This is a genomic window from Kitasatospora acidiphila (assembly GCF_006636205.1).
Taxonomy (GTDB): domain Bacteria; phylum Actinomycetota; class Actinomycetes; order Streptomycetales; family Streptomycetaceae; genus Kitasatospora; species Kitasatospora acidiphila.
The window spans coordinates 8,005,774-8,031,397 of the sequence record NZ_VIGB01000003.1 but is presented as its reverse complement, the minus strand read 5'-3'; the positions used below and the strand labels follow the sequence as shown (position 1 = coordinate 8,031,397).

20 protein-coding genes and 1 pseudogene are annotated in these 25,624 nt (G+C 69.1%); 10 read left to right on the top strand and 11 right to left on the bottom strand.

The features are described 5' to 3' along the window. Window positions 1-410: 410 nt before the first annotated feature. Entirely contained in the window at window positions 411-1,412 is a 1,002-nt protein-coding gene (locus E6W39_RS37895; RefSeq protein ID WP_141637322.1) for a LacI family DNA-binding transcriptional regulator, read from the bottom strand. A 228-nt stretch (window positions 1,413-1,640) separates the two neighbouring features. Here E6W39_RS37895 and E6W39_RS37890 point away from each other — a divergent pair, with 228 nt between their 5' ends. Continuing rightward, a complete protein-coding gene (locus E6W39_RS37890) occupies window positions 1,641-3,848 on the top strand; it encodes an RICIN domain-containing protein (RefSeq protein ID WP_141637321.1) in 2,208 nt (735 codons plus the stop codon). A 95-nt stretch (window positions 3,849-3,943) separates the two neighbouring features. Here E6W39_RS37890 and E6W39_RS37885 read toward each other — a convergent pair whose 3' ends face one another. The 5 genes from E6W39_RS37885 to E6W39_RS37865 all read right to left on the bottom strand — a co-directional run bounded on the left by E6W39_RS37885 (window position 3,944) and on the right by E6W39_RS37865 (window position 7,625). Next, on the bottom strand, window positions 3,944-4,573 hold the full coding sequence (locus E6W39_RS37885; RefSeq protein WP_141637320.1) for a hypothetical protein: 630 nt from the start codon (window positions 4,571-4,573) through the stop codon (window positions 3,944-3,946). A gap of 122 nt (window positions 4,574-4,695) precedes the next feature. After that, entirely contained in the window at window positions 4,696-5,382 is a 687-nt protein-coding gene (locus tag E6W39_RS37880) for a pentapeptide repeat-containing protein (RefSeq protein WP_141637319.1), read from the bottom strand. Window positions 5,383-5,471: 89 nt separating this feature from the next. Further along, complete coding sequence (gene amcA / locus E6W39_RS37875) at window positions 5,472-5,702, bottom strand: multiple cyclophane-containing RiPP AmcA (protein WP_141637318.1); 231 nt, start codon at window positions 5,700-5,702, stop codon at window positions 5,472-5,474. Beyond that, window positions 5,699-6,853 (bottom strand): cyclophane-forming radical SAM peptide maturase AmcB, encoded by a 1,155-nt coding sequence (gene amcB, locus E6W39_RS37870; RefSeq protein ID WP_141637317.1) that lies wholly within the window; start codon window positions 6,851-6,853, stop codon window positions 5,699-5,701. Before amcB ends, amcA begins: the two co-directional genes overlap by 4 nt. Window positions 6,854-7,106: 253 nt before the next feature. Beyond that, a complete protein-coding gene (locus tag E6W39_RS37865; RefSeq protein WP_181799642.1) occupies window positions 7,107-7,625 on the bottom strand; it encodes an ATP-binding protein in 519 nt (172 codons plus the stop codon). A 292-nt stretch (window positions 7,626-7,917) separates the two neighbouring features. Between E6W39_RS37865 and E6W39_RS37860 the strand changes: the two are divergent. Continuing rightward, window positions 7,918-9,263, top strand: a pseudogene (locus E6W39_RS37860) (transcriptional regulator). Between the two features lie 394 nt (window positions 9,264-9,657). On the opposite strand, the gene E6W39_RS37855 reads toward E6W39_RS37860, so the two are convergent. From E6W39_RS37855 to E6W39_RS37845, 3 genes are all read right to left on the bottom strand, one after another. Next, entirely contained in the window at window positions 9,658-11,157 is a 1,500-nt protein-coding gene (locus E6W39_RS37855) for an FAD-dependent monooxygenase (RefSeq protein WP_141637315.1), read from the bottom strand. Further along, on the bottom strand, window positions 11,157-11,831 hold the full coding sequence (locus E6W39_RS37850; RefSeq protein ID WP_220140325.1) for a PadR family transcriptional regulator: 675 nt from the start codon (window positions 11,829-11,831) through the stop codon (window positions 11,157-11,159). Before E6W39_RS37850 ends, E6W39_RS37855 begins: the two co-directional genes overlap by 1 nt. 268 nt (window positions 11,832-12,099) lie before the next feature. Then, window positions 12,100-12,687 (bottom strand): DinB family protein, encoded by a 588-nt coding sequence (locus E6W39_RS37845; RefSeq protein WP_141637314.1) that lies wholly within the window; start codon window positions 12,685-12,687, stop codon window positions 12,100-12,102. Window positions 12,688-13,152: 465 nt separating this feature from the next. Here E6W39_RS37845 and E6W39_RS37840 point away from each other — a divergent pair, with 465 nt between their 5' ends. The 7 genes from E6W39_RS37840 (at window position 13,153) to E6W39_RS37810 (ending at window position 22,604) form a co-directional block, all read left to right on the top strand. Continuing rightward, a complete protein-coding gene (locus tag E6W39_RS37840; protein WP_141637313.1) occupies window positions 13,153-14,520 on the top strand; it encodes an ABC transporter substrate-binding protein in 1,368 nt (455 codons plus the stop codon). Next, complete coding sequence (locus E6W39_RS37835; protein WP_141637312.1) at window positions 14,517-15,455, top strand: carbohydrate ABC transporter permease; 939 nt, start codon at window positions 14,517-14,519, stop codon at window positions 15,453-15,455. Before E6W39_RS37840 ends, E6W39_RS37835 begins: the two co-directional genes overlap by 4 nt. Continuing rightward, the gene (locus E6W39_RS37830; RefSeq protein ID WP_141637311.1) at window positions 15,455-16,300 is read left to right on the top strand and encodes a carbohydrate ABC transporter permease; all 846 of its coding nucleotides are present in this window, start codon (window positions 15,455-15,457) and stop codon (window positions 16,298-16,300) included. Before E6W39_RS37835 ends, E6W39_RS37830 begins: the two co-directional genes overlap by 1 nt. 53 nt (window positions 16,301-16,353) lie before the next feature. After that, window positions 16,354-18,153: a glycoside hydrolase family 36 protein gene (locus tag E6W39_RS37825; protein ID WP_141637310.1), complete on the top strand. Its 1,800-nt coding sequence runs from the start codon at window positions 16,354-16,356 to the stop codon at window positions 18,151-18,153. Between the two features lie 51 nt (window positions 18,154-18,204). Continuing rightward, a complete protein-coding gene (locus E6W39_RS37820; protein ID WP_101378686.1) occupies window positions 18,205-19,224 on the top strand; it encodes a LacI family DNA-binding transcriptional regulator in 1,020 nt (339 codons plus the stop codon). Window positions 19,225-19,266: 42 nt separating this feature from the next. Next, window positions 19,267-21,681 (top strand): RICIN domain-containing protein, encoded by a 2,415-nt coding sequence (locus E6W39_RS37815; protein WP_141637309.1) that lies wholly within the window; start codon window positions 19,267-19,269, stop codon window positions 21,679-21,681. Between the two features lie 137 nt (window positions 21,682-21,818). After that, on the top strand, window positions 21,819-22,604 hold the full coding sequence (locus tag E6W39_RS37810) for an isoprenyl transferase (protein ID WP_141637308.1): 786 nt from the start codon (window positions 21,819-21,821) through the stop codon (window positions 22,602-22,604). A 6-nt stretch (window positions 22,605-22,610) separates the two neighbouring features. Here E6W39_RS37810 and E6W39_RS37805 read toward each other — a convergent pair whose 3' ends face one another. Beyond that, a complete protein-coding gene (locus E6W39_RS37805) occupies window positions 22,611-23,432 on the bottom strand; it encodes a class I SAM-dependent methyltransferase (RefSeq protein WP_141637307.1) in 822 nt (273 codons plus the stop codon). Window positions 23,433-23,757: 325 nt separating this feature from the next. On the opposite strand from E6W39_RS37805, the gene E6W39_RS37800 reads away from it, so the two are divergent. After that, window positions 23,758-24,405 (top strand): NADPH-dependent F420 reductase, encoded by a 648-nt coding sequence (locus tag E6W39_RS37800; protein WP_141637306.1) that lies wholly within the window; start codon window positions 23,758-23,760, stop codon window positions 24,403-24,405. A gap of 107 nt (window positions 24,406-24,512) precedes the next feature. Here E6W39_RS37800 and E6W39_RS37795 read toward each other — a convergent pair whose 3' ends face one another. Next, the gene (locus E6W39_RS37795) at window positions 24,513-25,562 is read right to left on the bottom strand and encodes a TIGR03617 family F420-dependent LLM class oxidoreductase (protein WP_181799641.1); all 1,050 of its coding nucleotides are present in this window, start codon (window positions 25,560-25,562) and stop codon (window positions 24,513-24,515) included. Window positions 25,563-25,624 lie beyond the last annotated feature (62 nt).

The window sequence follows — 25,624 nt, the reverse complement described above, 5'->3', positions numbered from 1 at the left end:
CCGAAATCAAAGCAAATTCTCATGGATCTTCCGTGACACAGGCGAAAGTAGCAGGTCAGAGGAGTGGGCGACGGCTGTTCGAATGCTCGGTGACGATGCTCACGGGTGCCTGGCTCCGGTTCGACGAAATTCACCCGGTCGGCGGCCGCGTGTCACAGTGAGAGTTCTCACATCCGAATGCGGCCATAAATGGTGATCGAAGTCTGGAGCTCCGAACCGGTATCTCCCTGAAGAATCCTCGAGGTTCCCGCCGAATTCGTTTCAGGGACGCCCGGGCCGCGGCGGAGCCCTTCGGGGCACGCGCCGCCGTGCGTCGCAACGGCCTTCACGTAACCCGCGCCTCGCCGTCACCGGGGCCTTCGCGCCATGCCCGCCCTGCGGTCAGCGGGCCCCTGCCGTCACAGGACTCGTCAGCCCGCGGCCGGCCCGGTGCTCTCCCGGACCACCAACTCGGGGCGGAGCAGCTGCAGCGAGTTGGTCTGGGTGCCCGACCTGGTGATCGCGCGCAGCAGCTGCTCGATGGCCTGCCGGGCCATCTCCCGCTTGGGTATCGACACCGTGGTGAGCGCCGGCCTGGCGACCTGGACCTCCAGGGTGTCGTCGTGCCCCACCACCGAGAGGTCCTGCGGCACGGAACGCCCTGCCTCCCGGGCGGCCTCCAGTGCGCCGAGGGCGAGCACGTCGTGGGTGGCGAAGAGCGCGGTCACCTCGGGGCTGGCGGCCAGCGCGGCGGCGGCGGCCTCGAAGCCGCCGGCGGGGGTCGGCTCGGGCGCGTAGTGCACGGCGGATTCCGGCACGGTCAGCCCGTCCGCCGTGAATGCCCGCCGGAAGCCCTCGATCCGCACGGCGTGGCTGGGGCTGGCCAGCACCGCGACCTTGCGGTGGCCGAGCTCGCGAATGTGGCGCCCGGCCAGGTACCCGGCCCGCTCGTAGTCGATGGTGACCACGGGGAACCGGTCCGGGGTCTCGGTCTCCCAGGCGCACAGCACCACCGGGAAGCGGGCGTCGGCGAGCAGCGGCAGGTGGTCGATGAGGTCGTTGTCGCCGGCGATCAGCAGGGCGTCCACCGAGCGGCTGGTCAGGCCGGCGAGGTGGCGCCGGGCCCGCTCGCCGTCCAGCCGGGTGGTGCAGAGCAGCAGGTGGTAGCCGTGCTCCTCCAGGACGTCCTCGACCTCCTCGATCAGCTCCGCGTAGAAGGAGCCGACGACGGTCGGCACGAACAGCCCGATGGTCTTGGTGCTGCCGGTGGCCAGTGAGCGGGCGACCAGGTTGGGCGTGTAGCCGAGCTCGTCGATCGCGGCCCGCACGCGGGCGGCGGTGGCCGGCCGGACCGCGACCCGCCCGGAGAGCACATTGGAGACGGTCTGCTTCGTGACCCCGGCCCGCTCGGCCACGTCCTGCATCGTCACCATGGCTGTTCCCTCGAATTTGACCGGTCAATACTTCTCGTTCGCAAAATAGTCGCACTCTGACATCACGTCAAGGCGGCTTTGAATTCCGACACCGGTAGATCCCTGGCTCGCGTCACCCCCACGAGGCATATCGCGCCCCAGCTCGGCAGATTTTTGCAACCTTCCTCTTGTTTTACCGGTCAAGAGAGCCGTACCGTTCGGGCCACCCCCACCTCGAAAGGAGTACCTGTGTCAACTCCTCGACAGCGGTTCGGCGGCGCCGTGGCCGCCCTGGCACTGGCCGCCACGGCCGCCGGCGCCGCCGCGACCCCCGCCGCCGCGCGGACGGCGCCCCCACGCGCCGGCTCGTACACCGTGACCATCGGCTCCAGCGGCGGCTACGCCTACCCCGACGACACCCCGGCCAGTGTCTACACCGACAAGGACGGCTCCTTCCACTTCCAGGAGTCCCACTCCCTCTACGGCGCGACCGACTCCCGGCAGTGGACCTTCTACAGCGGCAGCGACTTCGATTCCGCGACCGCCGACAGTGCGCTCGACAACGCGGTCAACCCGAGCAACCCCAACGACCGCAACAACGACACCACTTGGCGCTGCAACAACTCCCCCACCGGCCTGACGGCCACGGCGGCACCAGCGGGCTCGGGGTACGCACAGCCCAACTACTGCGACCTGTCGGGCGTCTGGGTCGACCCGGACACCGGTGACTGGTACGGCCTGGTGCACAACGAGTTCACCCCGCAGCCGTTCGGCGACGGCCTCCACTACGACGCGATCGACTACGCGGTCTCCACCGACCAGGGGCACACCTGGGCCATCAAGGACCATGCGATCACCTCGCCGTACAGCACCACGCGCGGCGACACCACGGCGTTCCCGGCCCAGACGTACTACTACGGCGACGGCGACCAGCGCCTGTTGGTCGACACCGCCTCCGGCTACTTCTACGTCTTCTACGGCTCCCGGATCATCGACAAGAACGGCGGCTGGGGCGCCTTCCAGGAGCACGTGGCCCGGGCCCCGATCTCCGCCAAGATGGCCCCTGGCAGTTGGCAGAAGTGGTACGACGGCGCCTGGTCGCAGCCGGGCGCGGGCGGCCTGGAAAGCGACATGGTGCCCGCCGATGCCGCCAACCCGACCGGGTACCTGCCGCCCGCCAAGGAGTACAACCCCGCGAACACCGGCACGATCAGCCAGCAGGTCGCGGCGGGCACGCTCGCCGCGACCACGCCGCTGTTCGTCATGAACGTCAGCTACGACGCCTACCTGGGCCTGTACCTCGGCACCCCGCAGGCCGTCGACCAGAGCGGCAACGCCCCGCAGCAGATCTACGCCACCGCCGACCTCTCCACCCAGAAGTGGACTCTGCTCGGCGACACCGGCAGCTACCACACCGCCTCCTGGTACCGCTGGCTCCTGGACGGCGCCAACCTCACCAACTCCACCATCGTCGGCAAGAACTTCCGTACGTACTGCGCCTACGGCTGCTCCAACGGCTCGTCCGGCGAGTACGTGAACACCACCATCGACTCCAGCACGCCGGCCACCGCGCCGTTCGACCCCGCCAAGACCTACCGGATCAGCAGCGGCGACGGCCGGGTCCTGGCCCAGGCCAACGGCGGTTCGGCGACCACGTCGCTGGCCGCACCCGCCGGATCCGCCCTGGAGGCTTGGTCGTTCACCTCGGTCGGTGACGGCTCCTACCTGATCACCAACGCCGCCACCGGCGCGCACCTCGGCGTGGACGCCGGCGGAAACGCCGGGCGCGCCTGGGGTGCCGCACCGACCGTCGGCAGCGGCAGCGGCGTCGGGCAGCAGTGGTTCATCGTGCCGACCGGGGCCGACTACCGCCTGGTCAACCGGTACAGCGGCCTGGTGCTCGGCCTCAACGCCACCGGCACCCTGGCCGAGACCACCCCGGCCCGCTACTGGACCGACACCACCGGCTCCCCGATCGGCGCCGGGCGCACCACCGCCGAGCAGACCCTCACCATGACGCCGGTCGGCACCGTCTCCGGCGGCGGCAACCTCAACGGCACCCACACCCTGACCACCGGCGGCAAGGCGCTGGACGACCCCAACCACAGCACCACCGCCGGCACCCAGCTGATCACCTGGACCCCGAACGGCGGCCCCAACCAGACCTGGCAGTTCACCCAACAGGCGGACGGCAGCTACCAGTTGACCAACGCCCAGTCGGGCCTCTGCGCCGACGTCAGCGGCGGCTCCACAGCAGCCGGCGCCAAGGTGATCCAGTGGACCTGCACCGGCAACAGCAACCAGCACTGGAACCTCACCCGCCAGCCGGATGGCAACTACACCATCGCCTCGGCCAAGAGCGGCCTGCTGCTCACCACCGCGTCTACCGGCGACGGCTCGCTGGTGACGCAACAGGCGGACAGCGGTTCGGCGTTGCAGCACTGGACCGTCAACTGATCAAATTTCAGGAGTGATTGAAAGTCAGTTTCGTGCGGATCCCGGGCGCTGCCGCCCGGGATCCGTCATGTCTCCTGAGGAGTGGATCTGGTTGGTCACAGCAGTGATCGGAAGTCGCCAGCATCCCAATGCCCCAGCCAGAAAGCGGCCGTTGACGGCTCGGTCGTACCCGCTGTCGAACCGTCATGCGGCAGCAGCTCGGTAGGTGCGATGTAGCCCTCGCCAGGCTTCAGAAAGATCCGCAAGCACTTCAAGCAGTGGCCAGCTGAGACGTAGGCGCGAATGTCCTCGGTGTGTGGATGGTGCTCTTGGTAGTCGGGGTGCAGCGCACGGCAGATCGCCAGTGCGTCAACACTGCCGAGCAGCAGATAGCGGGCCCCAGGGCCGGCGTTGATACAAAGCCGCCGTCGCGACTGGAGACGGTTCCGGTACGGGAGGCGGTCCCAGTTGTCGAGGTGGATCCCGATGTGTCGGCCGCTGGCCGGATTGAGGGTCGTCGTCAGAGTGTTGGCACCGCTCAGGGCAAAGCCACGGAACTCGATCGAACTGTCACCGGCGAACGGAAGGCGGGCGATATCACCCGTCCCGCGGGCGCCTTGTACGTCGTGTAGGAAACTCTCAGGCAGGGTCACGATCTCCACCGTCTCAGCGGCCCTGACGCTGTGGCTCAGCCGAAGGAGCGCCGGTTCGTCGTCGCCGATCGGTGCCCAGTTGCGCTGCGGCACGATCGCTCGTTCCTCGTGAGACGGGCGCCGACTGGCGATCTCAACGTCTGCAACCTCGCAACGGCCACGAAGGCCTGCAGTGCTCCCGAAGTAAATCATCACGCTTCCGTCTTGTGGGCCGCCTATCGCGGCGCGGGCAGGTCCTCGGTGAAGGTGAGTTCGAGTTCTTTGAGAAGAGCCGTGGCCAGTTGCGACTCCTGCATACGCTCGACAACCACGCCTCGGAGGTTGCCCACGCCTCGAACGGTCGAGAGGTCGCTGGTACTCAGATCGCATCCTTGGTACTTGCCCCGGTGGAACTCAACGCTGTGGAGGCGGCAGTCGGCGAAGACCGTATCGGTGAGGTCGCAGGCCTCGAAGGTCGCCTCAGTGAGTGTGCATTGACTGAACACCAGAGGGCCTGTGCTCCTGAGCTGCCTGAACGACGCCAAGTCCAGTCGGCACTTCTCGAACAGCACATGGTCGAAGCCAACATCCGAGACCGACAGCCCCATAAGCTTGCAATCCCGGAATACGACCCGTGAGACCTTGCTGCCAACCCATTGCCACGTCCGCATGTCGCAATCCGCGAACTCGACCGAGCTCAAGCGGACACCCTCGAAGCTGACCCGGTCAGCGTTGAGCCTTCGGACCCGGCCGTTGCGAAGGTCGGTCTCGATGATTTCGAGGTCTCGAAGCTCCTGGTCCACGTATCGGAACTCTGAGACTGCGTGACCGGGCCGGTTCAGATTCGAGGCTGTTCCGAGGTACATGTCGTCATCGATCTCCGGGAGGGAGACGTTGGTACGGCCGAAGGTGCGAGTCGCCATCGTGATGTGCTCCAGGGTTGCGGTGGGCTGACCGGCCCCCGAGGGAGCCGGTCAGCCAGGCGAGCCGATTCTCGCAGTCGGTCCGGGGGCTACCGGTTGGGCCAGTCCGACCACGAGGGGTTGTTGTTCCAGTTGTCCCACGGAGCGCTCGGCCAGTTATCCCAGCTGGGCTGGTTGTTCCAGGGGCCGCCACCGCTGTTGTCCCAGGTCGGCTGGTTGTCCCACTCGCTGGTGGGACGATCGTCGATCAGGTCAGCAGCCGCAATCAGCTCCGCCACGGCGGGGGCCTGACTGGAGCTGAGTTCTTCCAGAAGGGTCACGGGATTTGCTCCTCTCGGGTGATGCCAGCCAGAGCGATGACGGGTGCCTGGTCGGTCACCCGGCAGTAGTTCGTCTCGGACTCGGCGAAGGTGCCCTGTTCGAAGTAGCGATTCCCGGCCTGGGAGCCTCGGCAGTAGTCGAAGAACTCGCAGGTGGACTCGCACCTGTCCAGGCCGGTCAGGAACTCGCGCACGTAGCGAAGCTGCGAAGCCTCCGCCAACATGGACGCAATGGACTTGCTCAGCACGTTCCCCGCCCGGAAGTCGTCGTAGATCGGCGCCGTAATGCCGGACAGCTCTGGGGAGAGCAGCACGACGTCGCCGTTCGCGGCAACGGTCGGAAGCGGGTCGATTCGGCTCCGCCCTCTACGGTCGGCATGCTGCCGCCGGGACATGCGGAGGTACCTGCCGAGCCGATCCAGTTCGCGGATGGGCGGCGCACCGGGGTTGTGCTTGGTCCAGCTGATCGCGCTTCGCCAGAAGGCCACTGCTTGATCCCTGGTCGGCGGGGTCCGCTCGGTGTTGGCGCCCTCGTACTCCTCGATGTTGATACCAATGTTGACCCCATGCAGAGATGCCAGAAAGTCGAGGAGCGCTTCAGCGTGACCGATGGTCTCCTGGCCGACGACGGCAAGCACCGAGAACGGAACGCCGTGGTCCTGAAGACTCTTGATCCCCTTCATGATCAGTCGATGTGCCGAGTGACCTGCGCGATCAACCCGATGAGCCGCCAGCTCAGACGGGCCGTCGATGCTGACGCCGACCCTGAACCCGTACTCGGTGAACAGGTCGCACCAGGCGGCATCGACAAGGGTGGCGTTCGTCTGGACGGCGTGCTCCAGGGCACCGGCACGGCGTAGTTCCTCGAAGGGTTGCAATAGCTCGGTAAAGCGCCCCACCCCCAAAGCCAAGGGCTCACCGGCATGCCAGATGACTCCAAGCGGCTTGCGTTGGTCGGGCTGGACCAGGTCTTCAGCGGACCTCGCTACGGCCCGCGCGACCGACAACGACATCGGCGTCCTGTCATCCTTGTCCGGAAGATAGCAGTACGTGCAGGCGAGATTGCAGAACCCCGTCGGCTGCACCACCAGGTTGCTGGGCACGCGCGCGATTCGATCCTCATAACGCGGATCCAGCTGGCTGATCTGCATCTTGGGCTCCTTCCGATGCGGTCCGTTGGTGAAAGCCTCCGCGCCGGCCGAACGACTCCTCCCAGCCCGGCGCAGGCTTCGTGTGGGTCCGGCTACCGCCGGGCCTTACGTCGGCGGCTCGGGCAGCGAGGGGTGTGGAGCACCCAACAGCGCTCGATCAGCGTGGCCAACGAAGGACTCTCCTGACCGTCTGTCAGGGCGAGCTCGCGCAGTCCGTCGCAGGTCCGGCAGCCCGCTGGTTCCTTCATCTTGCTCACGCCAGTACGCCCTTCAGGCCGGTCGGGACCTGAGCTCCCGGCATCACCACCGAAGACGTCTCCGTCGGCAGGGCAGCCAGACCAAGGAGCACTCCAAGCCGGCGATCCGGCGTTTCGTCCGGTCCGATGCTGAAGAAGACGACCTTGCCGCGTCCCCTTGGCTCCCACCCCCAGGAACGCGCGAGCGCCGCTACAAGGGACAGTCCGCGCCCCGATTCTGCGTCCTCATCGACATCGCACGGATTGGGGAGACGGGCGGAGCAGTCTCGGACCTGGACTTCCACGTGTTCCCCTGTCCAGAAGACCCTGACCCAGCACTCCCCACTGGCGTGCTCCAAGGCGTTGGCAATCACCTCGCTGGTGCAGAGCTTGAGGTCAGAGAGGGCCTGCTGCGACAGGGGCAGCCTCCACTGCGCTACGACGAGCGCAACCTTGGCCCGAGCCTGCCGCAGGGCATCGCTGTTCTGGTCCGTGACGTGGAACTCGACGGGGGCGGGAAGCGGGTCATGAGACACGCGAACTCCTCGTGCTTGATCGAAACTCGGCTGCACGACCACTGATTGAGCCTTCATAAGTGATCGGCCCAAGCCGGGCCGCAGGTGCGGGCAGATGCGCGCCTGCGCCGGCCTGCCAGCCAACGGCGCAAGCCCGCATAGGTGGGCCGCCGCCGGTTTACTGACACACATTCAACTGGGCTGGAAGAACCGTGGGAACGTTTCTATGGTGTTTCTCAGTGATCGGAAGGTCACAGGATGTCGCGGGAACAAGTAGGCTCGCAGTACCGCCATCTGGGGATCGGGGATAGTGATGAATGAGCCATCCACACATCCGCTCGCCTACGTATGCAAGCTGCGCGACTGGGGGCCCAGCGAGTTGGCGTCCCGCATGGTCGGACGAGGCCAGACGCTCGGGATCAACCTCGCCACCAATCGCACGTTGGTGTGGAAGTGGACGCACAAGGGGCAAGTGCCGGATGTGGGTGCTCAGTATGTCCTCGCTGACCTGCTCGGAGTGCCCCAGGATCAGGCTCGGCCCGAGGACTGGCCTCTGTGGCTGCCGGTTTGGGAGGTCAGCGCCCTTACCCCGCCATGGACCACAGACGGTACCGTGAAGGCACTGACGGATCTGCTCAGGAGTGGACGCATGGATCGTCGCGGCTTTCTCACTATCACGGGGGCACTCTCACCGGCCTGGCAGCCATGTGGGCCGATGCCCCGGAAGCATTCGCCTCAGCTCTCACGGGCGACCGGGTAACCGACACCATGGTGAGCACCCTCGAACAACGCGTCGCGGCACTCCGCACAATGGATGAGCAACTGGGCGGAGGGCGACTCCTGGAGCACGCTCAGGGCGACCTGTCCCTGATCACCGACCTGCTGAAGAGCGGGACCTACACGGAGGCGGTCGGCGCGCGGATGTACGCCTTGGCGGCCCGGATCTGCTACTTGACAGGCTGGATCGCCTACGACTCCGGCCTCCGATCGGCTGGCCAGCAGTACTACGTGGGAGCCCTCCGCGCGTCGAGGACCGCTGGTGACGGAGCGTTCGGCGCCTTCGTTCTCGCCGAAATGGGCGTTCACGCAGGGGATGCCGGCGATACCCAGAGCCGCGTCCGCTTGATCGAGACCGCGATCGACAGCGCCCCGAAGGACATGCCCGCTGCAACTCAGTCCTTCCTCCAGCTTCACCATGCCGAGGCAATGTCCCGGGATGGACAGACGCAGCAGTCGGCAACCGCACTGAACGCCTCCATGGCCCTGTGGGACCGGCACCGAAGCACTGGCGAAGCCCTACCGGAATGGCTTCAGTGGTACGGGCAAGCCCAGCTCGAATCCACCGAAGGCAAGATCATGCTGCGCTCCGGGAGCACGGACCGGGCAACCGCAGCCCTCGAAGCATCGATCGCCATGGCAGTACCGCGCGACAAGGCCACCCGCGCACCCCGGCTCGCGGAGGCGCGGCTGGCTGGGGGTGACCTGGACGGTGCTCTCGACGCGGCGAACGCGGGTGCTGCGCTACTGGAGGGGCCGGTTTCGTCGGACCGGGCCGTGACTCGGCTGAACGAGTTCTCGCGCCAGCTCGACAAGTACAGCGCGGTCCCAGCAGTGAGGGAGTTCCGTGACCGACTGAGGGCGCTCCCGATGGCGTCCTGAGCTCGTAACAGGATTCCGACGGGCTGCTCACCCGCCTCCCGCTCCAGTGTGACCACCTCAACTTCCTTGGGTGCTATGCCTTCACCGGCCGCCGGTGCCACGCAACCGGCAACTGCGCGAGCCGCACCGTGCCTACGAGACCACCGACGGCGAGGACAACCAGCCACAGGCCCCCGCAGTCGAGGCGGTCCGGGTTGGAGTCATCCTCTGATTCCAACCCGGACCGCCTTGTACGCAAGGCTCAACCGGTACGCGGGACGCGCCAGCGGCGGCCGCGCTGGCCGGGTTCGGACGGGGCGTCCTCGCATTGGTGGTTGAGCCGAATCAGGGCGCTCCGGCCATACCCCTCCTGACCCGCCGACCGTATGCGACGGCGCCAGCGGCACCTGGCTCGCTAGTGGGACGTTCCCACAGACGCGGCGTCGGATGGTGCTGCCGGGCCGTGCCAGTGTTGCAGCGCCTGGTGGAGACCGTCGGCATGGTCGGGACCGGCGGTGCGCAGCCAGGCGGTGTGACCGTCCGGGCGTAGGAGGATGGCGCGGAGTTCGGGGTGGTCGGGGCAGGTCGCGGTGACGATGTCCACTCGGTCCGCCCATCCTGCGGCCGACTCGCGGACGGTGGTTCCTCCGGTCAGGTCGAGCAGCACGGCGCGTCCCGAGGCGAGCAACCCGGCCAGGCTCGTACGCCCGTCGCCCGTGGTCAGGGCGAGGTCGGGCGCCAGCCGGCCCAGCCAGGGGTGGTCGGAATCGGGGGGCATCTCGTAACGGGTGTCCAGCCCGGTGATGGTCTCCACGAGTGCCCGGTTGCCCGCAGGGTGGCTGGCGACGCGGGTGAGCAGGTCGGTGAGCGGCCCGAGCCGATCGTCGGCTTCGCCGAGCAGCACCTGCGCCCGGGTGTTGGCCAGCACGTGCGCGCCGGCGGTGTGCCGTTCGGTGTGGTAGCTGTCGAGCAGGTGTGCCGGCGCGGTGCCGCGCACGGTGGCGGCGAGCTTCCAGCCGAGGTTGAACGCGTCGTCCAGGGCGACGTTGACGCCGATCGCCCCGGCCGGCGGGTGGATGTGCGCGGCATCCCCGGCCAGGATGACCCTGCCCCGGACGTACTCGGACGCCTGCCGGGCCGCGTTGCCGAACCGGGTCAGCCAGCGCGCGGCGCGCAGCTCGACATGGCGGCCGAGCGCGTCGTCCACCGCGGTCTGGAGAAGGCCCAGGGTGACCGGGGTGTCCTTGTCCTCGGGGGGATTCCGATCGGTGGTGATGAGCCTCACGTAGCCGGGGCGCGGGATGACGAACACGGTCCCGCCGGGGCCGGTGGTCGCGCCGAACGGCAACGCCTCGGGGTCGGCGAGCTCGACGTCACCGAGCAGGGAGAAGCGGGTCGCCTCGGTGCCGGGGAAGTCGATGCCGGCCTGCTTGCGGACGGTGCTGCGGCCGCCGTCGCAACCGATCAGGTACGCGGCCCGGACGCGATACTCACCGGCGCCGGTGGTGACAGTGGCGGTGACAGACTCGGAATCCTGTTCCAGGGCGCGTAGTTCGTGTCCGCGCCGGATGTCGGCTCCCAGGTCGACGGCGTGCGCCTCGAGTATGTCCTCGACCTTGGTTTGCGGGATGCCCAGCGAGTACGGGTGGTCGGTGTGCGCGCCCGCGAGGGTAAGTGTGACCGGTAGACCGGAGAACGCGGCGTGTGGCACCTGCCAGCCCTCTCCGATGAGCCTCTCGGCGAGACCGCGCCGCGCCAGCAGGTCCAGGGCGCGGGCATTGAGGTTGAAGCCCCGGCAGAAGTCCGGCCGCTGCGCGTGGCGTTCGACAACGACCGTGTCGACGCCGGCAGTTCGGAGCTCGCAGGCGAGTAACAGCCCGGCCGGGCCGGCTCCGACGATCAGCGCCTCGGTCATCAGGTGTTTCCCTTCCCGTCTGTGGGGGCGGACCAGGTCCATCCCTGCTCGGTTCGCTCGACCTGGGGCCAGGAAAGGCTGCCGTCGCGGATCTCGGCGATGGTCTGCCGCGTCCAGGCCAGCTCGGCCTCCCAGGCGTGCAACGCGCACTCGACTTCGATCATGAACAACCGGGGAACCGCGCCGGAGCCGACCGTGTCGGCCAGGACTGTGTTCGTCTCCTCGATCCGCTGGGCCAGATGTCCCGCCCGTTCGGCCAGTGCCTCCGCCGCCCGGGCCGGACCGAGTGCGCCGAGGTAGGACACTGCGGCCATGAACTTCGGGTACTCAGCGACGGGCACGCGGAGGAGTTCATCGATCCACTGGATGAACTCGCTGTGGCCCAGCTCGGTTGTCGCGTACACCGTTCGCTCCGGCCGCCGGCCATCGCGCGCGGTCTCGACCGGCTCGATCCAGCCGTGCCGGACCAATGCCTCGACCGTGTCGTACAGCGACCCGGAGTTGACCTTGAAGCTGCTGTCCTTGTGCCGCTCCCGCAGGGTGGACGCCATCTCATACGGGTGCATCGGCTGTTCTTGCAGCAGCCCCAGCACGGCCAACGCGAGTGGGTTGGATACCTTCCGCTTCGCCATCTGTTCGCCGCCCCCTAATAGTCGGATCCGACTATACGGCATCGACTACTGGAGGCGAGCCCGCGGCTTCAGGCCCTGGTCGACGGTGAACGCAGCTCTGGGCTCAGGGAGTTCGGTGATTGGCGGAAAGCGCCTCCGTGGGACTCCAAGCTGCCAACGGGATTTAGCCGGGCTCTGATGACGTCGGCCGCGAGCGGTGGCGCAAGGAAAGGACCCCCGCTGCTGCCGCGGGGGCCACCATCGAAACCGCTGAGCACCGGGCCTGGAGCGCGCCGCTCATCGCCTCCAAGTCCCGTCTATCGTACGGGTATTACCACTGCAATGCCGCCTCGCGCGCCGCCCGCTCCACGCGGCCCCGGTACTCCTGCCACCAAGTCCCGTCCCGTTCCGGCATGTTGTCGTCGACGGCGCGCAAGCCGACGGCGCCGTCGACAAGTTCGCGCACGATGTCGGCCTGGCCGGCATGGCGCTGGGTCTCGACGATCACATGGATCAGGATGCGATGGAGCGGCAGTTGCAGCCTGGCCCCCCAGGGCACGGTGCCGAGCGCGTCCAGTGGCAGCTCTGCGATGGTGGCGTCGGCGTGGGCCCACACCGCGCGGTAGCGGCCGACGAGCTCCTCCCGGGACTCGTCGGGGCGCGCCCAGAAGTCCGCGTTGGCCTCGGCCGCGCCCGCCACCCACAGCCCCGGCGCGGCGAACGGCCGCCCGAAGCTGTCACCGAGGTAGACCGCCTCGGCGCTGGTCACATGCTTGACCAGGCCCAGCAGGTTGGTGCCGGTGGGCGTCAGCGGCCGCCGGATGTCGTACTCCGACAGGCCCTCCAGCTTCAGCAGCAGTGCGTCGCGGGCGTCTTGGAGGTAGAGCCGAAGGTCGGCCTTCACAGCTGATTCGATCATCAATCAAGTCTGCCGACCCCGCGTGCGCTGTCCACCGGTTATCGGGCGGCACAGTGGCCATGACGTGCCGTCAGCCCGGCCAGCCTGCGCCGGTGGACCCGCTGCGGCCACCCCTCGCCGGATGTGGCCGCAGCGGGCATGGGCCCTCGCCCGCCAAACAGGATCAAACAGAATCCACTACAAGTCAACAGTCCGGCAGCAGTCGCATCCGCCCGCGTCCGCCAAGCCCTACATGCCGTCAGCACCCGTTGCAGCCAGTGAGAACACCGCCCCACTGGACCCACCAGCCAGGATCCTTGCATCTCGTTTTCGCACCACACGACGAAAACAGTGCGAAAACTATTGTTCACATCCGTTCGGTTGACTACATTCCTGCTCGGCCGTCAGCGACACAGACGGCCGAGGCACGCGTGCCGCCACCGCTGTGCGGTGTGGTGGCACGCTTCGAGGGAGGAAGACCCAGGCATGGGTGGCAGAGTCGTGGGCGGACCGAGTCGGCGCGGATTTCTGAGGGGGCTGGGCGCCGCGGCACTGGCCGCCGGTGGCGCCGGGACGCTGGCCGCGTGCGGCGGCTCGAGCGGCGGCGGCGCGGTGACGGGCGGCTCGGGCGAGCCGTCGGGGTCGATCACGGTCTGGAGCTGGAAGAACCCGGCCGCCGAACTCAGGGCGCTGATACCGGCGTTCAACGCCGTTCACCCCAAGGTCCAGGTCAACGTCCAGGACATCGGCAACCCGGCGATCTGGGACAAGATCACCATTGCCATGGAGGCCGGCGGCCAGGGGCTGGCCGATCTGCTGCACATCGGCGTGGACTATCTGCCGAGCTACATCGAGAAGTTCCCGGGCGGCCTGGCCGATCTGAGCCAACTGGGCGCGAACCAGTACTCCTCCGCCTTCGCCCCGGGCCTGTGGCAGACCGTCTCCCGGGGCAGCAAGGTCTACGCGCTGCCCTGGGAGGCGAACGCCGCCGGCTTCTTCGTCCGGGCCGACCTGTTCAAGAAGGCCGGCGTGGACCCGAGTTCGCTGCTGACCTGGGACGATGTCATCGTCGCCGGCAAGAAGGTCAAGGCCGCCACCGGCACCGCGCTGTTCGCGGTCGACAAGTCCGCCTCCCAGGCCGACTCCGCCAACCTGTTCCAGCTGCTGATGCAGCTCCAGGGTGCCTTCTACTTCAACCTGGACGGCAAGATCACCCTCAACTCCCCGGAAGCCGTGCGGGCGTTGACGCTGATCAAGGAGATGGACGACGCCGGGCTGCTGGCCGATGTGCAGGGCTCCCCCGGAACCACCGGCTACGACACCGCTGTGAAGTCCGGCAAGGTGGCCGTCTGCCCCGACCCCGCCTGGTACGGCGGCTACCTGGAGGCCCTGGCTCCCGACCTCAAGGGCGACTGGCAGCTGATCCTGCCGCCGGCCGTCACCCCGGGCGGGTCCCGGTCCGCCATCGTCAACTCGACGCATCTGGCGGTCTCCGGCACCAGCAAGAACCAGCGCGCCGCCTTCGCCTTCGCCGAGTTCGCGCTCACCCGGCCGGACTCGCAGGTGTCGATCTTCAAGGCCAAGGGCATCTTCCCGGCCCTGCTCAAGGCCTACGACGACCCGGTCTTCCACCAGAGCGACCCGTACTTCGGCGGCCAGAAGTACGCCGAGGTCTTCGTCGAGGAGCTCTCCAAGCCCTCGACGCCCACCAACTACACCTCCGACTACGCCCGGGCGCTCAAGGCCGTGGACGATGCGCAGACCAAGGTGCTGCTGCAGGGCGCCGCCCCGGCCGCCGTCCTCAAGGCCGCCGCCTCCCAGCTGGCCCAGCAGACCCGCAGGTCGCAGGCATGAGCCTGGCCGTCAGGGAGCGGGCCAAGGAGCGCGGCAAGAGACCCGCCCGGCCGGCCGGCACCGCACGCCGCACCGGCGGGGGCACCGCCCGGCTGGCTCCCTACCTCTTCATCCTGCCCGCACTGGCCCTGTTCGCCGCGTTCCGGCTCTACCCGATCGGCTGGTCCTTCGTCCTCAGTCTTTACCACACCGAGGGGATGACACAGACCTGGACCGGACTGGGCAACTACCAACGGCTGATCCACGATCCGCTGTTCTGGAAGGCCCTGGGCAACACCGGGCTGATCCTGGTGGTGCAGGTGCCGGTGATGCTCTGCCTGGCGCTCGGCCTCTCGGTGGCGCTCAACTCCGCGCTGCTGCGCTGGAAGCCGCTGTTCCGCCTGGGCTTCTTCCTGCCGGTGGTGACCGGCCTGGTCACCTACGGCCTGATGATGGGCGCGCTGCTCAACCAGGACTCCGGGGCGGTGAACTGGCTGCTGAGCCTGGTCGGACTGCCCGAAGTGCACTGGCTGACCGATCCGTTCTGGGCCAAGGTCTCGGTGATGCTGGCGCTCACCTGGCACTACACCGGCTACAACGCGGTGATCTACCTGGCCCGGCTGCAGGGCATCCCGGACGAGCACTACGAGGCCGCCGCGGTGGACGGCGCGGGCGCCTGGCGCCGGTTCTGGCACATCACCCTGCCCGGTCTGCGCCCGGCCCTGCTGCTCACCGTGGTGCTCTCCACCATCGGCACCCTGCAGTTGTTCGACGAGCCGTTCATCATGACCGGCGGCGGCCCGGACAACGCGACCACCACGATCGGCGTCTACCTGTACCAGACCGGGTTCCGGTACTTCGACTTCGGCTATGCCTCGGCGATCGGCTACGCGCTGGTGCTGATCATCTCGGTCTTCGGCCTGATCCAGGTCAAGTTGGCCAAGGAGGAGGACTGATGGCCCGCACCGGACCGGCCTTCCGCGCCGGCAAGCGCGGCCAGGTGCTGCTGACCGGCCTGCTGCTGGTGCTGCTCGCCTTCACGGTCGCGCCGCTGTACTGGCTGCTGATCGCCGCCACCCACAACCAGCACGACATCTTCGGCCGACCGCCCCACCTGCTGCCCGGCGGTGAACTCGGCGCCAACCTGGCCCACCTGCAGACCTCGGTCGACTTCGGCCAGGTGGTGCTCAACTCCGTGCTGATGGCCACCAGTTACACGGTGCTGGGCGGCATCGTCTGCACGCTGGCCGGCTACGGCTTCGCCAAGTACCGGTTCCGCGGCCGCGGTTTCCTCTTCTCGGTGCTGCTGCTCGCCCTGGTGGTGCCGACCCAGCTGACCATCGTGCCGCTGTTCAAGCTGATGGTGAACCTGGGCTGGCTGAACTCCTACCAGGCGGTGCTGCTGCCCAACCTGGCGCTGCCGTTCGGCATCTTCCTGATGCGCCAGTCCATGCGCGCGCTGCCGGACGAGCTGCTGCAGGCCGGACGGATCGACGGCTGCGGCGAGTTGAGGTTGTTCTTCCGGGTCGCGCTGCCCACCATGAAGCCGGCCCTGGCCGCCCTGGCGATGTTCCTCTTCCTATTCCAGTGGAACGACTTCCTCTGGCCACTGGTCGCGCTGCGCGACCCGTCCTCGTACACCATCCCGGTCGCGCTGGCCGCGCTGACCGGCAGCTCCGACGTCGACTACGGCCAACTGCTGACCGGCACCGCCGTGGCGGCCGTGCCGATGGCCGTGCTGTTCCTCTTCCTCCAGAAGCACTTCGTCTCCGGGATGCTCGCCGGAGCCGTCAAGCAGTGACTCGGGCTGCCAGCACCGACCGACCACCGACCCCCATTCCAGGAAGGCTCCCAGTGGAGACCGGCTCCATCGACCTCACCGCGCTGCCCACCTTCACCCCGGACCAGTGGCACCCCGGCACCCAGCAGCTGCAGCTGCACGACGCCCGGATCAGCGCCCACGCACCCGCCGGGTCCGTCGAGTTGACGCACACTCAGGACCTGGTGCTGGTCACCGCCGCCGAACCCGTGGAACTGACGCTGCGGTTGGACGTACCGCTGGGCGACGCGGCCGGCTACTGGCACCCGAACGCCGGCTGGGTGCGCACCGTGCCCGCCGACTGGTCGCCCTGGCGGGCGGTGTCGCTGACCGACTCGGCGCCGGTCGGCTGCCTCTACGACAGCACCGGCGCCACGATGCTGGCCTTCGGCGCCGACCGCACCGCCCAGCAGACCGCGATCCGGTTCGGCGTCTCGGAGGAGCAGAAGCGCTTCGGCATCTGGCTCCGCTGCCGGCTCGCCGCGGGCGCCACCCTGCGGGTGCGGCTCGCCGCGCCCGGCCAGAGCGTGGCGAGCGCGCTGCGCGAGCTGCGCGACTGGTTCGCCACGCTGCCCGGCGGCGCGCCGCTGCCCGTCCCGGAGTTCGGCCGCACCCCGGTCTACTCCACCTGGTACGCCTTCACCCAGGACGTCTGTGCCGCCGCCGTCGAGCGGGAGGCGGCGGTGGCGGCCGAACTCGGCTGCGGCCAGCTCTTCTTGGACGACGGCTGGCAGCTGCACGCCAACGGGCGCGGCTACGCGGGCTGCGGCGACTGGCGGCCCGATCCCGCGAAGTTCCCCGATCTGCGTGCCCATGTCGAGACCGTGCGCGGCCTGGGCCTGCGCTATGTGGCCTGGATCGCCCCACTGCTGCTCGGCGAGCGGTCCCAGGCCTATCTGGACTGGGCCCGCTACGCCCCGGAGTACGTGCACAGCCTGGACTGCCGGATCCTGGATCCGCGCCACGCGGAGGTGCGCGAGCACATCGTGCGCAGCTGCCGCGAGGTGGTCGAGGCCCACGGACTGGACGGGCTGAAGGTCGACTTCCTGGACGAGGCCACCGTCTACGCCGGTGCGCCGATCCCCGACGAGCTCGGCGCCGGCTATCTGCACGACGTCGACCAGGCGATGGCCCAGCTGCTCACCCGGCTGCGCGAGGAGCTGCAGGCACTGCGCGGCGACGACTTCGTGATCGAGCTGCGCCAGCCGTATGCAGGCCCCGCGATGACCGCCTTCGGCAACGCCCTGCGCGCGGTCGACTGCCCGGCCGACGCGGTCGCCAACCGGATCCGCACCCTGGACATCGGCCTGCTGGCACCCGGCGGCGCCGTCCACTCCGACATGCTGATGTGGGACCCGCAGGCCACCCCGCAGACCATGGCCCGCCAGCTGCAGGGCGCACTGCACGCCGTGCCGCAGCTGTCGGCCCGGCTCTCCGAGCTCTCCGAACCGCACCGGGAGACCCTGGCGTTCTGGCTGGGCGTGTGGCGCGAGCTGCAACCGGCGCTCACCGGCGGCCACTACGAGCCGGGCCGCCCCGACGAGCTCTACCCGCAGGTGACGGCCCGTCATGGCGAGCAGTGGGTGGTCACCAGCTACGTCGACCGCCCCGCCGAACTGCCCACCGAGGGCTGGCGCGAGCTCACCCTGATCAACGCCACTCCCGCCCGCCGTCTGCTGCTGGACGTCACCGGGGCACCCCGGACGGTCCAGTTCGACGTCTTCGACGCCGCCGGCCGTCCGCAGCCGCCGCTCACCCTGAAGCTCACCCCCGGCCTGCACGCCGTGGCGGTCCCGCCCGGTGGGCTCTGCCGGGTCGCACGGGACGCGGAATGACATAGTTGCCGCCGTTCGGGCAGCACTGGCAGCAACGTATTCGAGGGTGGTATGGAGCAGGAGAAGGTGAAGATCACCGAGGTCGCCGAGCGTGCCGGGGTGAGTCTGGCGACCGTCAGCCGGGTGCTGAACCGCAAGAGCGGCGTCTCGACGCGGACCCGGCAGCTGGTCGAGCAGGCGCTGGACGAACTGGGCTATGAGCGCAGCATCGCCGGCGGCGGAGTGATCGGTGTGATCACGCCGGGTCTGTCCAGCCCGATCTTCAGCGTGCTGGCCGAGCAGATCGGGCTGGCGCTGGCCCCGCACGGGCTGCGCGCGGTGGTCTGCCCGGCGCTGCCTGGCGGGGTCCAGGAGCGGGACTTCCTCAAGTCGCTGCTCAACCTGGGCGCCACCGGCATCGTCTTCTGCTCCGCCAGCAACACCCTCGACCAGTTCGACCCCGAGGTGCTGCACCTGCTGGAGAGCCGCGCGGTGCCGTACGTCTGCATCAACGGCTGCTTCCAGGGCGGCCATTCGATCGCCTACTCCAGCGATGACGGCTATGCCGCCGAGTTGTCGGTCCGTCATCTGCGGCAGCTCGGCCACACCCGGATCGGCATGGCCGCAGGGCCGGTGGGCAATCGGCCCGCCGATCGCCGGGTGGCCGGCTACCGGGCCGCCATGGCCGCGCTGGGCCTGGGCGACCACTCCGGACTGGTGGTCCGCCAGACCTACTCGGTCGAGGGTGGCCAGTTCGCTACCGAACGGCTGCTGGCCGACGGCTGCACCGCCGTGGTCGCCTGCAGCGATCAGATGGCGCTCGGCGCGATCCGCGCCGTCCGCCGCCAGGGCCTGTCGGTCCCCGGGGACGTCTCGGTGATCGGCTATGACGACGGCCCGCTGATGGAGTTCACCGACCCACCGCTGACCACCGTGCGCCAACCGGTGGACCGGCTGGCCGCCGAGGTCGCGCGCGGCCTGGTCGGCCTGCTGTCCGGGCGTCAAGTCCCGCCCGGTGAGCTGATGTTCCAACCCGAGGTCGTCGTGCGCGGCACGACCGGCCCCCACCTCGACCGGCGGCCCCCCACCTGAGGCCGTCGGGGCACTCCCCCAACAACGCTGTCGGAGGATCCTTTGCCGCACCGCACCCGCTCCCGCTTCCGCCACCGCATCCACGCGCATCTGGGCCTGGTCTCACTGGCCGCCGGCGCAGTCAGTCTGATACCGGCCGGCCAGGCCGGCGCCGCCACCAGCGACGCCGTAGTCTCCGGAAGCTCCTACTTCCTGGCCTCCACCGCCACCGGCCAGTGCCTGGGCGGCCAGTGGGCCGCCACCGCCGCCGGCACCCCGGTGGTGCAGCAGCCCTGCCAGGACCTGCTCAGCCAGCGCTGGCAGCTCACCGCCAACGGCCAGGGCGGCTGGACCATCGCCGACCGGGCTGCCTCGAACGCCTGCCTAAGCGTTCCGGGCACGGCATCCGGCGCCGCACTGGTCGAAAACGCCTGCGACGGCAGCGCCGGCGAGCAGTTCACGCTTCAAACGGCCGGCGACGGCAGCACCGTGATCCACCCGCAGAGCCCGGCGCTCTGCCTGGACCTGCCGAACGGCTCAGCAACTCCCAACACCCAGATCCAGCAGTGGAGTTGCAATGGCGGCAGCAACCAGGAGTGGCTGCTGACCCGGGCCGACCCGCTGCAGTTCGCCAACCCCGGCTTCGAGCAGGGCAGCAGCGGCTGGACCTTCACCGCGCACTCCGGCACCGCCGGCAACAACCCGCACCTGGGCAGCACCGCGGCCTACCTGGACGCCGGCACCGGCTACCAGGTCAGCCAGCGCATCACCGCACCGCAGGACGGCAGTTACGACGTCAGCGCCTGGATCGCCACCGGCGCAGCGGGCGGCAGCTTCAGCGTCCAGGTCAACGGCAGCACCGCGGCCACCCTGACGCTGCCCAGCCAGTCCACCTACGCCAAGTACACATTGCCGCGCGTCCAGGTGCACGCCGGGGACGCGGTGACCGTGGCGATCGGCTCCGCGCCCACCGGCTGGGTGAACGTCGACGACATCTCGGTCGCCCGGTCGGCGCCGAACAACCCGCAGCTCAGCTCCGACAACGCCACCTTGGCCGCGCTCTTCGACTGGGCCAAGACCAAGGCCAACTCCTTCGCCAGCCAGCCGGGTTCGACCGGTCCGATCAACGCGGACGAGAACAACTCCGGCGGCGCCGGGCAGGGCGTCTACAGCAACACCTACTGGGCCGGCTACCCGTTCCGCTCCGACTTCTACTCGCGCGACTTCGCCCACCAGCTGGCCGGGGCCCACCTGTTGGGCCTGGACGCGGACAACAAGACCATGCTGAAGTCGTTCGCCGCCTCCGCCACCGCCGGGCAGAACTACGACCCGTACTGGTCGGTCAACTTCGATGCGAAGACGCCCGGTTCGATCGACTACCACAGCCCGACCGACTTCGTCCGGGAGCTGCCGGCGCCGTTCGAGCTGGCCCAGAAGGTCAACGACGCCTACCAGTGGACCGGCGACAGCGACTACCTCAACGACCCCACGCTCTCCTCGTACGTGGCCAACACGACCGGCCCGTTCATCGCCGGTCACACCGGGCCGCTGAACAACAACGGCGTGCCGATCGCCGAGGCGAGCAGCGGGGACATCTTCCAGGGCGTGGCGAGCTACAACGAGAACGGCGCCACCCTCGCCGAGTCGGGCGACTCGATCGGCTCGCAGTACCAGGCCTACCTGGCCGCTGCCGCGCTGGCCACCGCCAAGGGCAACACCGCGGACGCCACCAAGTACACCAACCTGGCCACGCAGTTGAAGACCTACTACAACAACGCGTGGAGCGGGAACCCGCGCAACTGGAACACCGTGGTGCGGGCCTATGACACCAGCGGCACGGCCTACACCGACTGGGGCAAGGAGAACTCCTGGTTCATGCCGCTCAAGGGCATCATGAACTCCGGCTACCGGGAGACCAACTACCTCAACTTCATCGACGGCCAGGCCTCCGGCACCGGCGCACCGAGCAACCTGGAGGCGGACACCTACCTCCCGGACGTCTTCTTCGCCCACAACATGAGCGCCACCGGCTGGAAGTGGATGCAGTACATCTACAACAACATCAACAACCAGCACTCGGGCGGCTTCCTCAACAGCGACTACCCCGAGGTCTCCTTCACCCTGCTGAGCCAGACCGTGCAGGGCCTGATGGGAGTCCAGCCGAACGCCGCCGCGAACGCGCTCACCACCCACGCCCAGCTCCCGGGCGACATCGGCTACCTGCAGCTCACCTCGATCCCGGTCGGCTCGCACACGGTGTCCCTGCGGCATGACGGCCTCACCAAGTCGACCCTGACCAACACCTCCGGCACCGGTGCCCTCACCTGGACGGCGCAGTTCACCGGCGGCCACAGCGGGATCACCGTCAACGGTGTCGCCCAGTCGGTGCAGACCACCACGGTCGACGGCAACACCTACAGCTACGCGACGGTGACCGTCCCGGCCGGCCAGACCGCGGTCGTCCAGGTCACCGGCTGACGCTCCGTCACCTAAGGTGCGCCGCCGGGCCGGTGTGATGAACGGCCCGGCGGCGCACGGGAGTACGGCGCCCTCGTGCCCCGCCAGGCAGTGCTACCGTCGGGACCTCCAGTCACCAACCGTCAGGGAGCGTGCCGATGAAGCTGTTGCCGTTCTGGGTCCGACGCCCCATGGAGGCCCTGTACGAGCGGCGGCTCGCCGCCACCCTGGTCGGGCTGCCGGCACCGAAGCACGTCGGGATCATGCTCGACGGCAACCGCCGCTGGGCGCGGCAGGCCGGCCACGAGGACGTGCGGGAGGGCTACCGGGTCGGCGGCGCCAAGGTGCCGGGCTTCCTGGAGTGGTGCACGGCGGCCGGGATCGAACACGTCACGCTCTTCATGCTCTCCGACGACAACCTGGACCGGCCGGCCGAGCAACTCGTGCCGCTGATCGGGATCATCGAGCAGACCGTGCGGGAGATCTCGGCCGGGGGCCTCCCCTGGGAGGTCCAGGTGATCGGCGCCCTCGACCTGCTGCCCGGCGACACCGCCCGCACCCTCAAGGAGGCGGCCGCCGCGACCTCGGGCCGCGGTGGCATGCGGGTCGACGTCGCCGTCGGCTACGGCGGCCGGCGCGAGATCGCGGACGCGGTGCGGGCGGCGTTCGAGACCCACATGGCGCTCGGCGGCGACCCGGCCGACCTGGTCGCGGAGTTCGAGGTCGACCACATCAGCCGCCACCTCTACTCCAGCACCGGGCACGACAAGGTCGACCTGGTGATCCGCACCTCGGGCGAACTGCGCCTGTCCGGCTTCCTGCTCTGGCAGTCCGCCTACGCCGAGATGCACTTCGTGGACGCCTTCTGGCCGGCCTTCCGCCGCGTCGACTTCCTGCGCGCCCTGCGCTCCTACGCCAACCGGGAGCGCCGGTACGGCAAGTGACCCGTCCTAGCCGCGGCGGGCCAGGAACAGATCGCTGAACTGGATCAGGTCGATGCCGCCGCCGTGCGCGTCGAGCAGGGTGGCGACGGCGTCGAGGGCGCGGGCCCGGGCGTCGGCGGGAAGGACGCGGTAGGCGGAGATCGAGGCCAGCAGGCGCACGTAGCTTTCGCTGTCGTAGCGCACCGGTTCGCGGAAGCGGAGCGAGCGCAGGTCGGTGAACCGGCCGTCGCGGCGGCACTCGGCCTCGGGCCAGTGCTCGTAGGCGCGGTCCGCACCGTCCGTACCCGGCGCCTCGTGGTAGTCGGCGGCCAGGTCGAACATCGGGCCGGACACGCCGTGGCGCCGGTTGAGCTCGGTGAGTCGGGCGTGCAACTCGGGGTCGAGGACGCCCTGCGGGTTCCAGCACAGGGCCACGCTGCCGCCGGGTTCGAGCACCCGGTGGGCCAGCTCCCATCGCCGCGCCGGGTCGATCCAGTGCCAGCAGGTGGCCGCGAACAGCAGCCCGAACCTGCGCTCGCCCGGCTGCCACTCCTCGAAGCCGCCCACCTCGACGGTGACGCCGGGGTGGCGAGCGGTGTTGCGGCGCAGCACCTCGGCCATCCGGGGATCGGGCTCCACGCAGACCAGCGGGACTCCCCGTGCGGCGAGCGGCACCGTGGCCTTGCCCGTCCCCGCACCGATCTCCAACGCGGCGCTGTGCTCGGCCGACTTCGCAAAGTCCAGTACCGTGTCGAATAGCTCCGACGGGTATCCGGGCCGGGCGGCGTCGTACAGATCCGCCACCTCGCCGAAGATCCTGCTCCGCCCGCCCGCCTCGTCGATCGCCATGCCGACATCCTGTCGATCCGAGCGCCCGAGCGCTCCTCGTTTTCGTCAACGCGCCGTCAGGACTGGCTCTTCCAGGGTCAAGGACGCGTCAGGACCAGTCCCTCGCACGGCCGGCCCGGGCTAGCGTCGCTGCGGCGTCCGGGTTGCATTTCGCTCACCGGTCCGGCGCCCACCGACGGCCCTTCCGGGTGGCTGCCCTCCTCCCCTGGGCAGCCGCCCGGCGGGCCGCCACTCCAGCGGCTCCGAAGCATTGAACCTCACCGTTCATTTTGACCGTCTAATCTGACAGACAGTCAACTTCGTTATACGCTGGGAGGTAATGATCATGAAGATCGCTGTTCTTGGCACCGGTGAGGTCGGCCGTCGCCTGGCGAGCGCCTTCGTGGCCAACGGGCACCAGGTCACCCTGGGCTCGCGCACGGCGGACAACACCAACGCCGCGCAGTGGGCTGCCGAGCAGGGCGGCTCGCACGGCACCTTCGCGCAGGCCGCGGCCGACGCGGAGCTGGTGGTGAACGCTACCGCCGGTCTCGTCTCGCTCGACGTGCTCACCGCGGCGGGCGCGGAGAACCTGGACGGCAAGGTGGTGGTGGACGTCTCCAACCCGCTGGACTTCTCGGCGGGCTTCCCGCCCAAGGTCCTCCAGAAGGACGGCCTGAGCGTGGCCGAGCAGATCCAGCGGGCCTTCCCGGGCGTGCGGGTGGTGAAGACCCTCAACACCATGAACAACATCGTGATGGTCGAGCCGAGCCTGGTCCCCGGCCACCACAACGTCTTCGTGAGCGGCGATGACGCCGACGCCAAGACCGTGGTGACCGACCTGCTCCAGGAGTTCGGCTGGAGCTCGGCCCAGATCATCGACCTGGGTGAGCTGTCCACTGCGGGCGGCACCGAGCTGGTCCTGCCGCTCTGGGTCCAGCTGTACGGCAAGCTGGACGGCAAGCCGTTCAACTTCGCCGTGGTCACGGCCTGACCGCCGTAGCGGTCGTCACGGCCTGACCGCCGCGGCGGTCGTCGCGGGCTGATCACTGACCGGGCGGGGTGTGCAAACCCCTGAATGCACACCCCGCCCGGCTGTGCTCAGCCCTGGTCGAGCGCACGCAGTTCGGCCAGCACGTCCAGCAGCGGCTCCTGGTCGGCGCCGTCGGGCCCGCTGACGCAGAGCCGGTCGACCAGGCCGGCGTACCGTCGCCGGATCTCCCGGGCGACCTCGGCGGGCTCCCCGGCCACTGCGAAGGCGGCGAAGACCTCGTCGTCGATGAGCTCGCCCATCTCCTGCCAGCGGCCGCGCACCGACATGGGGTGCAGCCGGTCGTGCAGTTCGCCCCAGCCGTGGGTCTCCAGCACGGCCCGGTAGGCGGGGGTGGAGGCGTAGAAGGCGATCCGCTCGCGGACCTGGCGGCGGTTCTCGGTGTACTCATGCTCGGTGCGACCGGTCGCGGTCAGCACATGCCCGACCACCTCGAACGGGCGGGCGGTCCACGGCGCCTGCTCGGCCTCTGCCTTGCCGCGGGCCGCCCGCAGCCGCGGCAGCACCGTGCCGCGCAGGTAGTCGGTCGTGGTGAACGGGTGGCTGAGGAATCCGTCGGCCATCGCACCGGCCGCCTCGGTCATCAGCGGTCCCACCCCGGCCAGCAGGATCGGCGGGGTGCCCTGCGGGATCCGGTCGGGGGCGAAGACCGGGGTCATCACGGTGTGGCGGTAGAACTCGCCGCGGAACGCCAACCGCTCGCCGGTCTGCCAGCTGTGCCAGATCGCCCGGACGGCGGCGATGTACTCCCGCATCCGCGCGGCCGGCCGGTCCCACGGCATCCCGAAACGTCGCTCGATGTGTGTCTTGACCTGCGAGCCCAGTCCGATCACCGCGCGCCCGCCGGATGCCTCGTGCAGCCCCCAGGCCTCGTAGGCGAGGGTCATCGGGGTGCGGGCGAAGGCGATGGCGACGCCGGTGGCGAGCTCGATCGACTCGGTGCGGTCGGCGGCGCGGGCGAGTTGGAGGAACGGGTTGTACGAGGTCTCCGACATGCTGATCCGGTCCAGCCCGCGCCGCTCGGCGGCCACGGCCAGCGCGAGCCCCTCGGCGGGGCCGCCGGCAGCGGTGACGTCCAGGCGCAGGGGTGCATCGGTCATGTGGTACTCCCGGGGGCGGCGGATCGTGGCACGTCAGCCTATCCGGGCGCCTTGCGTCCCCA

Coding starts and splice junctions, on each gene's coding strand:
- E6W39_RS37850 (WP_220140325.1), bottom strand. CDS start 11,831: ATGCCGTATAGTCGGATCCGACTATTAGGGGGCGGCGAACAGATGGCG.
- E6W39_RS37795 (WP_181799641.1), bottom strand. CDS start 25,562: ATGACCGATGCACCCCTGCGCCTGGACGTCACCGCTGCCGGCGGCCCC.
- E6W39_RS37810 (WP_141637308.1), top strand. CDS start 21,819: ATGAAGCTGTTGCCGTTCTGGGTCCGACGCCCCATGGAGGCCCTGTAC.
- E6W39_RS37805 (WP_141637307.1), bottom strand. CDS start 23,432: ATGGCGATCGACGAGGCGGGCGGGCGGAGCAGGATCTTCGGCGAGGTG.
- E6W39_RS37880 (WP_141637319.1), bottom strand. CDS start 5,382: ATGGCGACTCGCACCTTCGGCCGTACCAACGTCTCCCTCCCGGAGATC.
- E6W39_RS37845 (WP_141637314.1), bottom strand. CDS start 12,687: ATGATCGAATCAGCTGTGAAGGCCGACCTTCGGCTCTACCTCCAAGAC.
- amcB (WP_141637317.1), bottom strand. CDS start 6,853: ATGCAGATCAGCCAGCTGGATCCGCGTTATGAGGATCGAATCGCGCGC.
- E6W39_RS37840 (WP_141637313.1), top strand. CDS start 13,153: ATGGGTGGCAGAGTCGTGGGCGGACCGAGTCGGCGCGGATTTCTGAGG.
- E6W39_RS37855 (WP_141637315.1), bottom strand. CDS start 11,157: ATGACCGAGGCGCTGATCGTCGGAGCCGGCCCGGCCGGGCTGTTACTC.
- E6W39_RS37895 (WP_141637322.1), bottom strand. CDS start 1,412: ATGGTGACGATGCAGGACGTGGCCGAGCGGGCCGGGGTCACGAAGCAG.
- E6W39_RS37820 (WP_101378686.1), top strand. CDS start 18,205: ATGGAGCAGGAGAAGGTGAAGATCACCGAGGTCGCCGAGCGTGCCGGG.
- E6W39_RS37800 (WP_141637306.1), top strand. CDS start 23,758: ATGAAGATCGCTGTTCTTGGCACCGGTGAGGTCGGCCGTCGCCTGGCG.
- E6W39_RS37830 (WP_141637311.1), top strand. CDS start 15,455: ATGGCCCGCACCGGACCGGCCTTCCGCGCCGGCAAGCGCGGCCAGGTG.
- E6W39_RS37835 (WP_141637312.1), top strand. CDS start 14,517: ATGAGCCTGGCCGTCAGGGAGCGGGCCAAGGAGCGCGGCAAGAGACCC.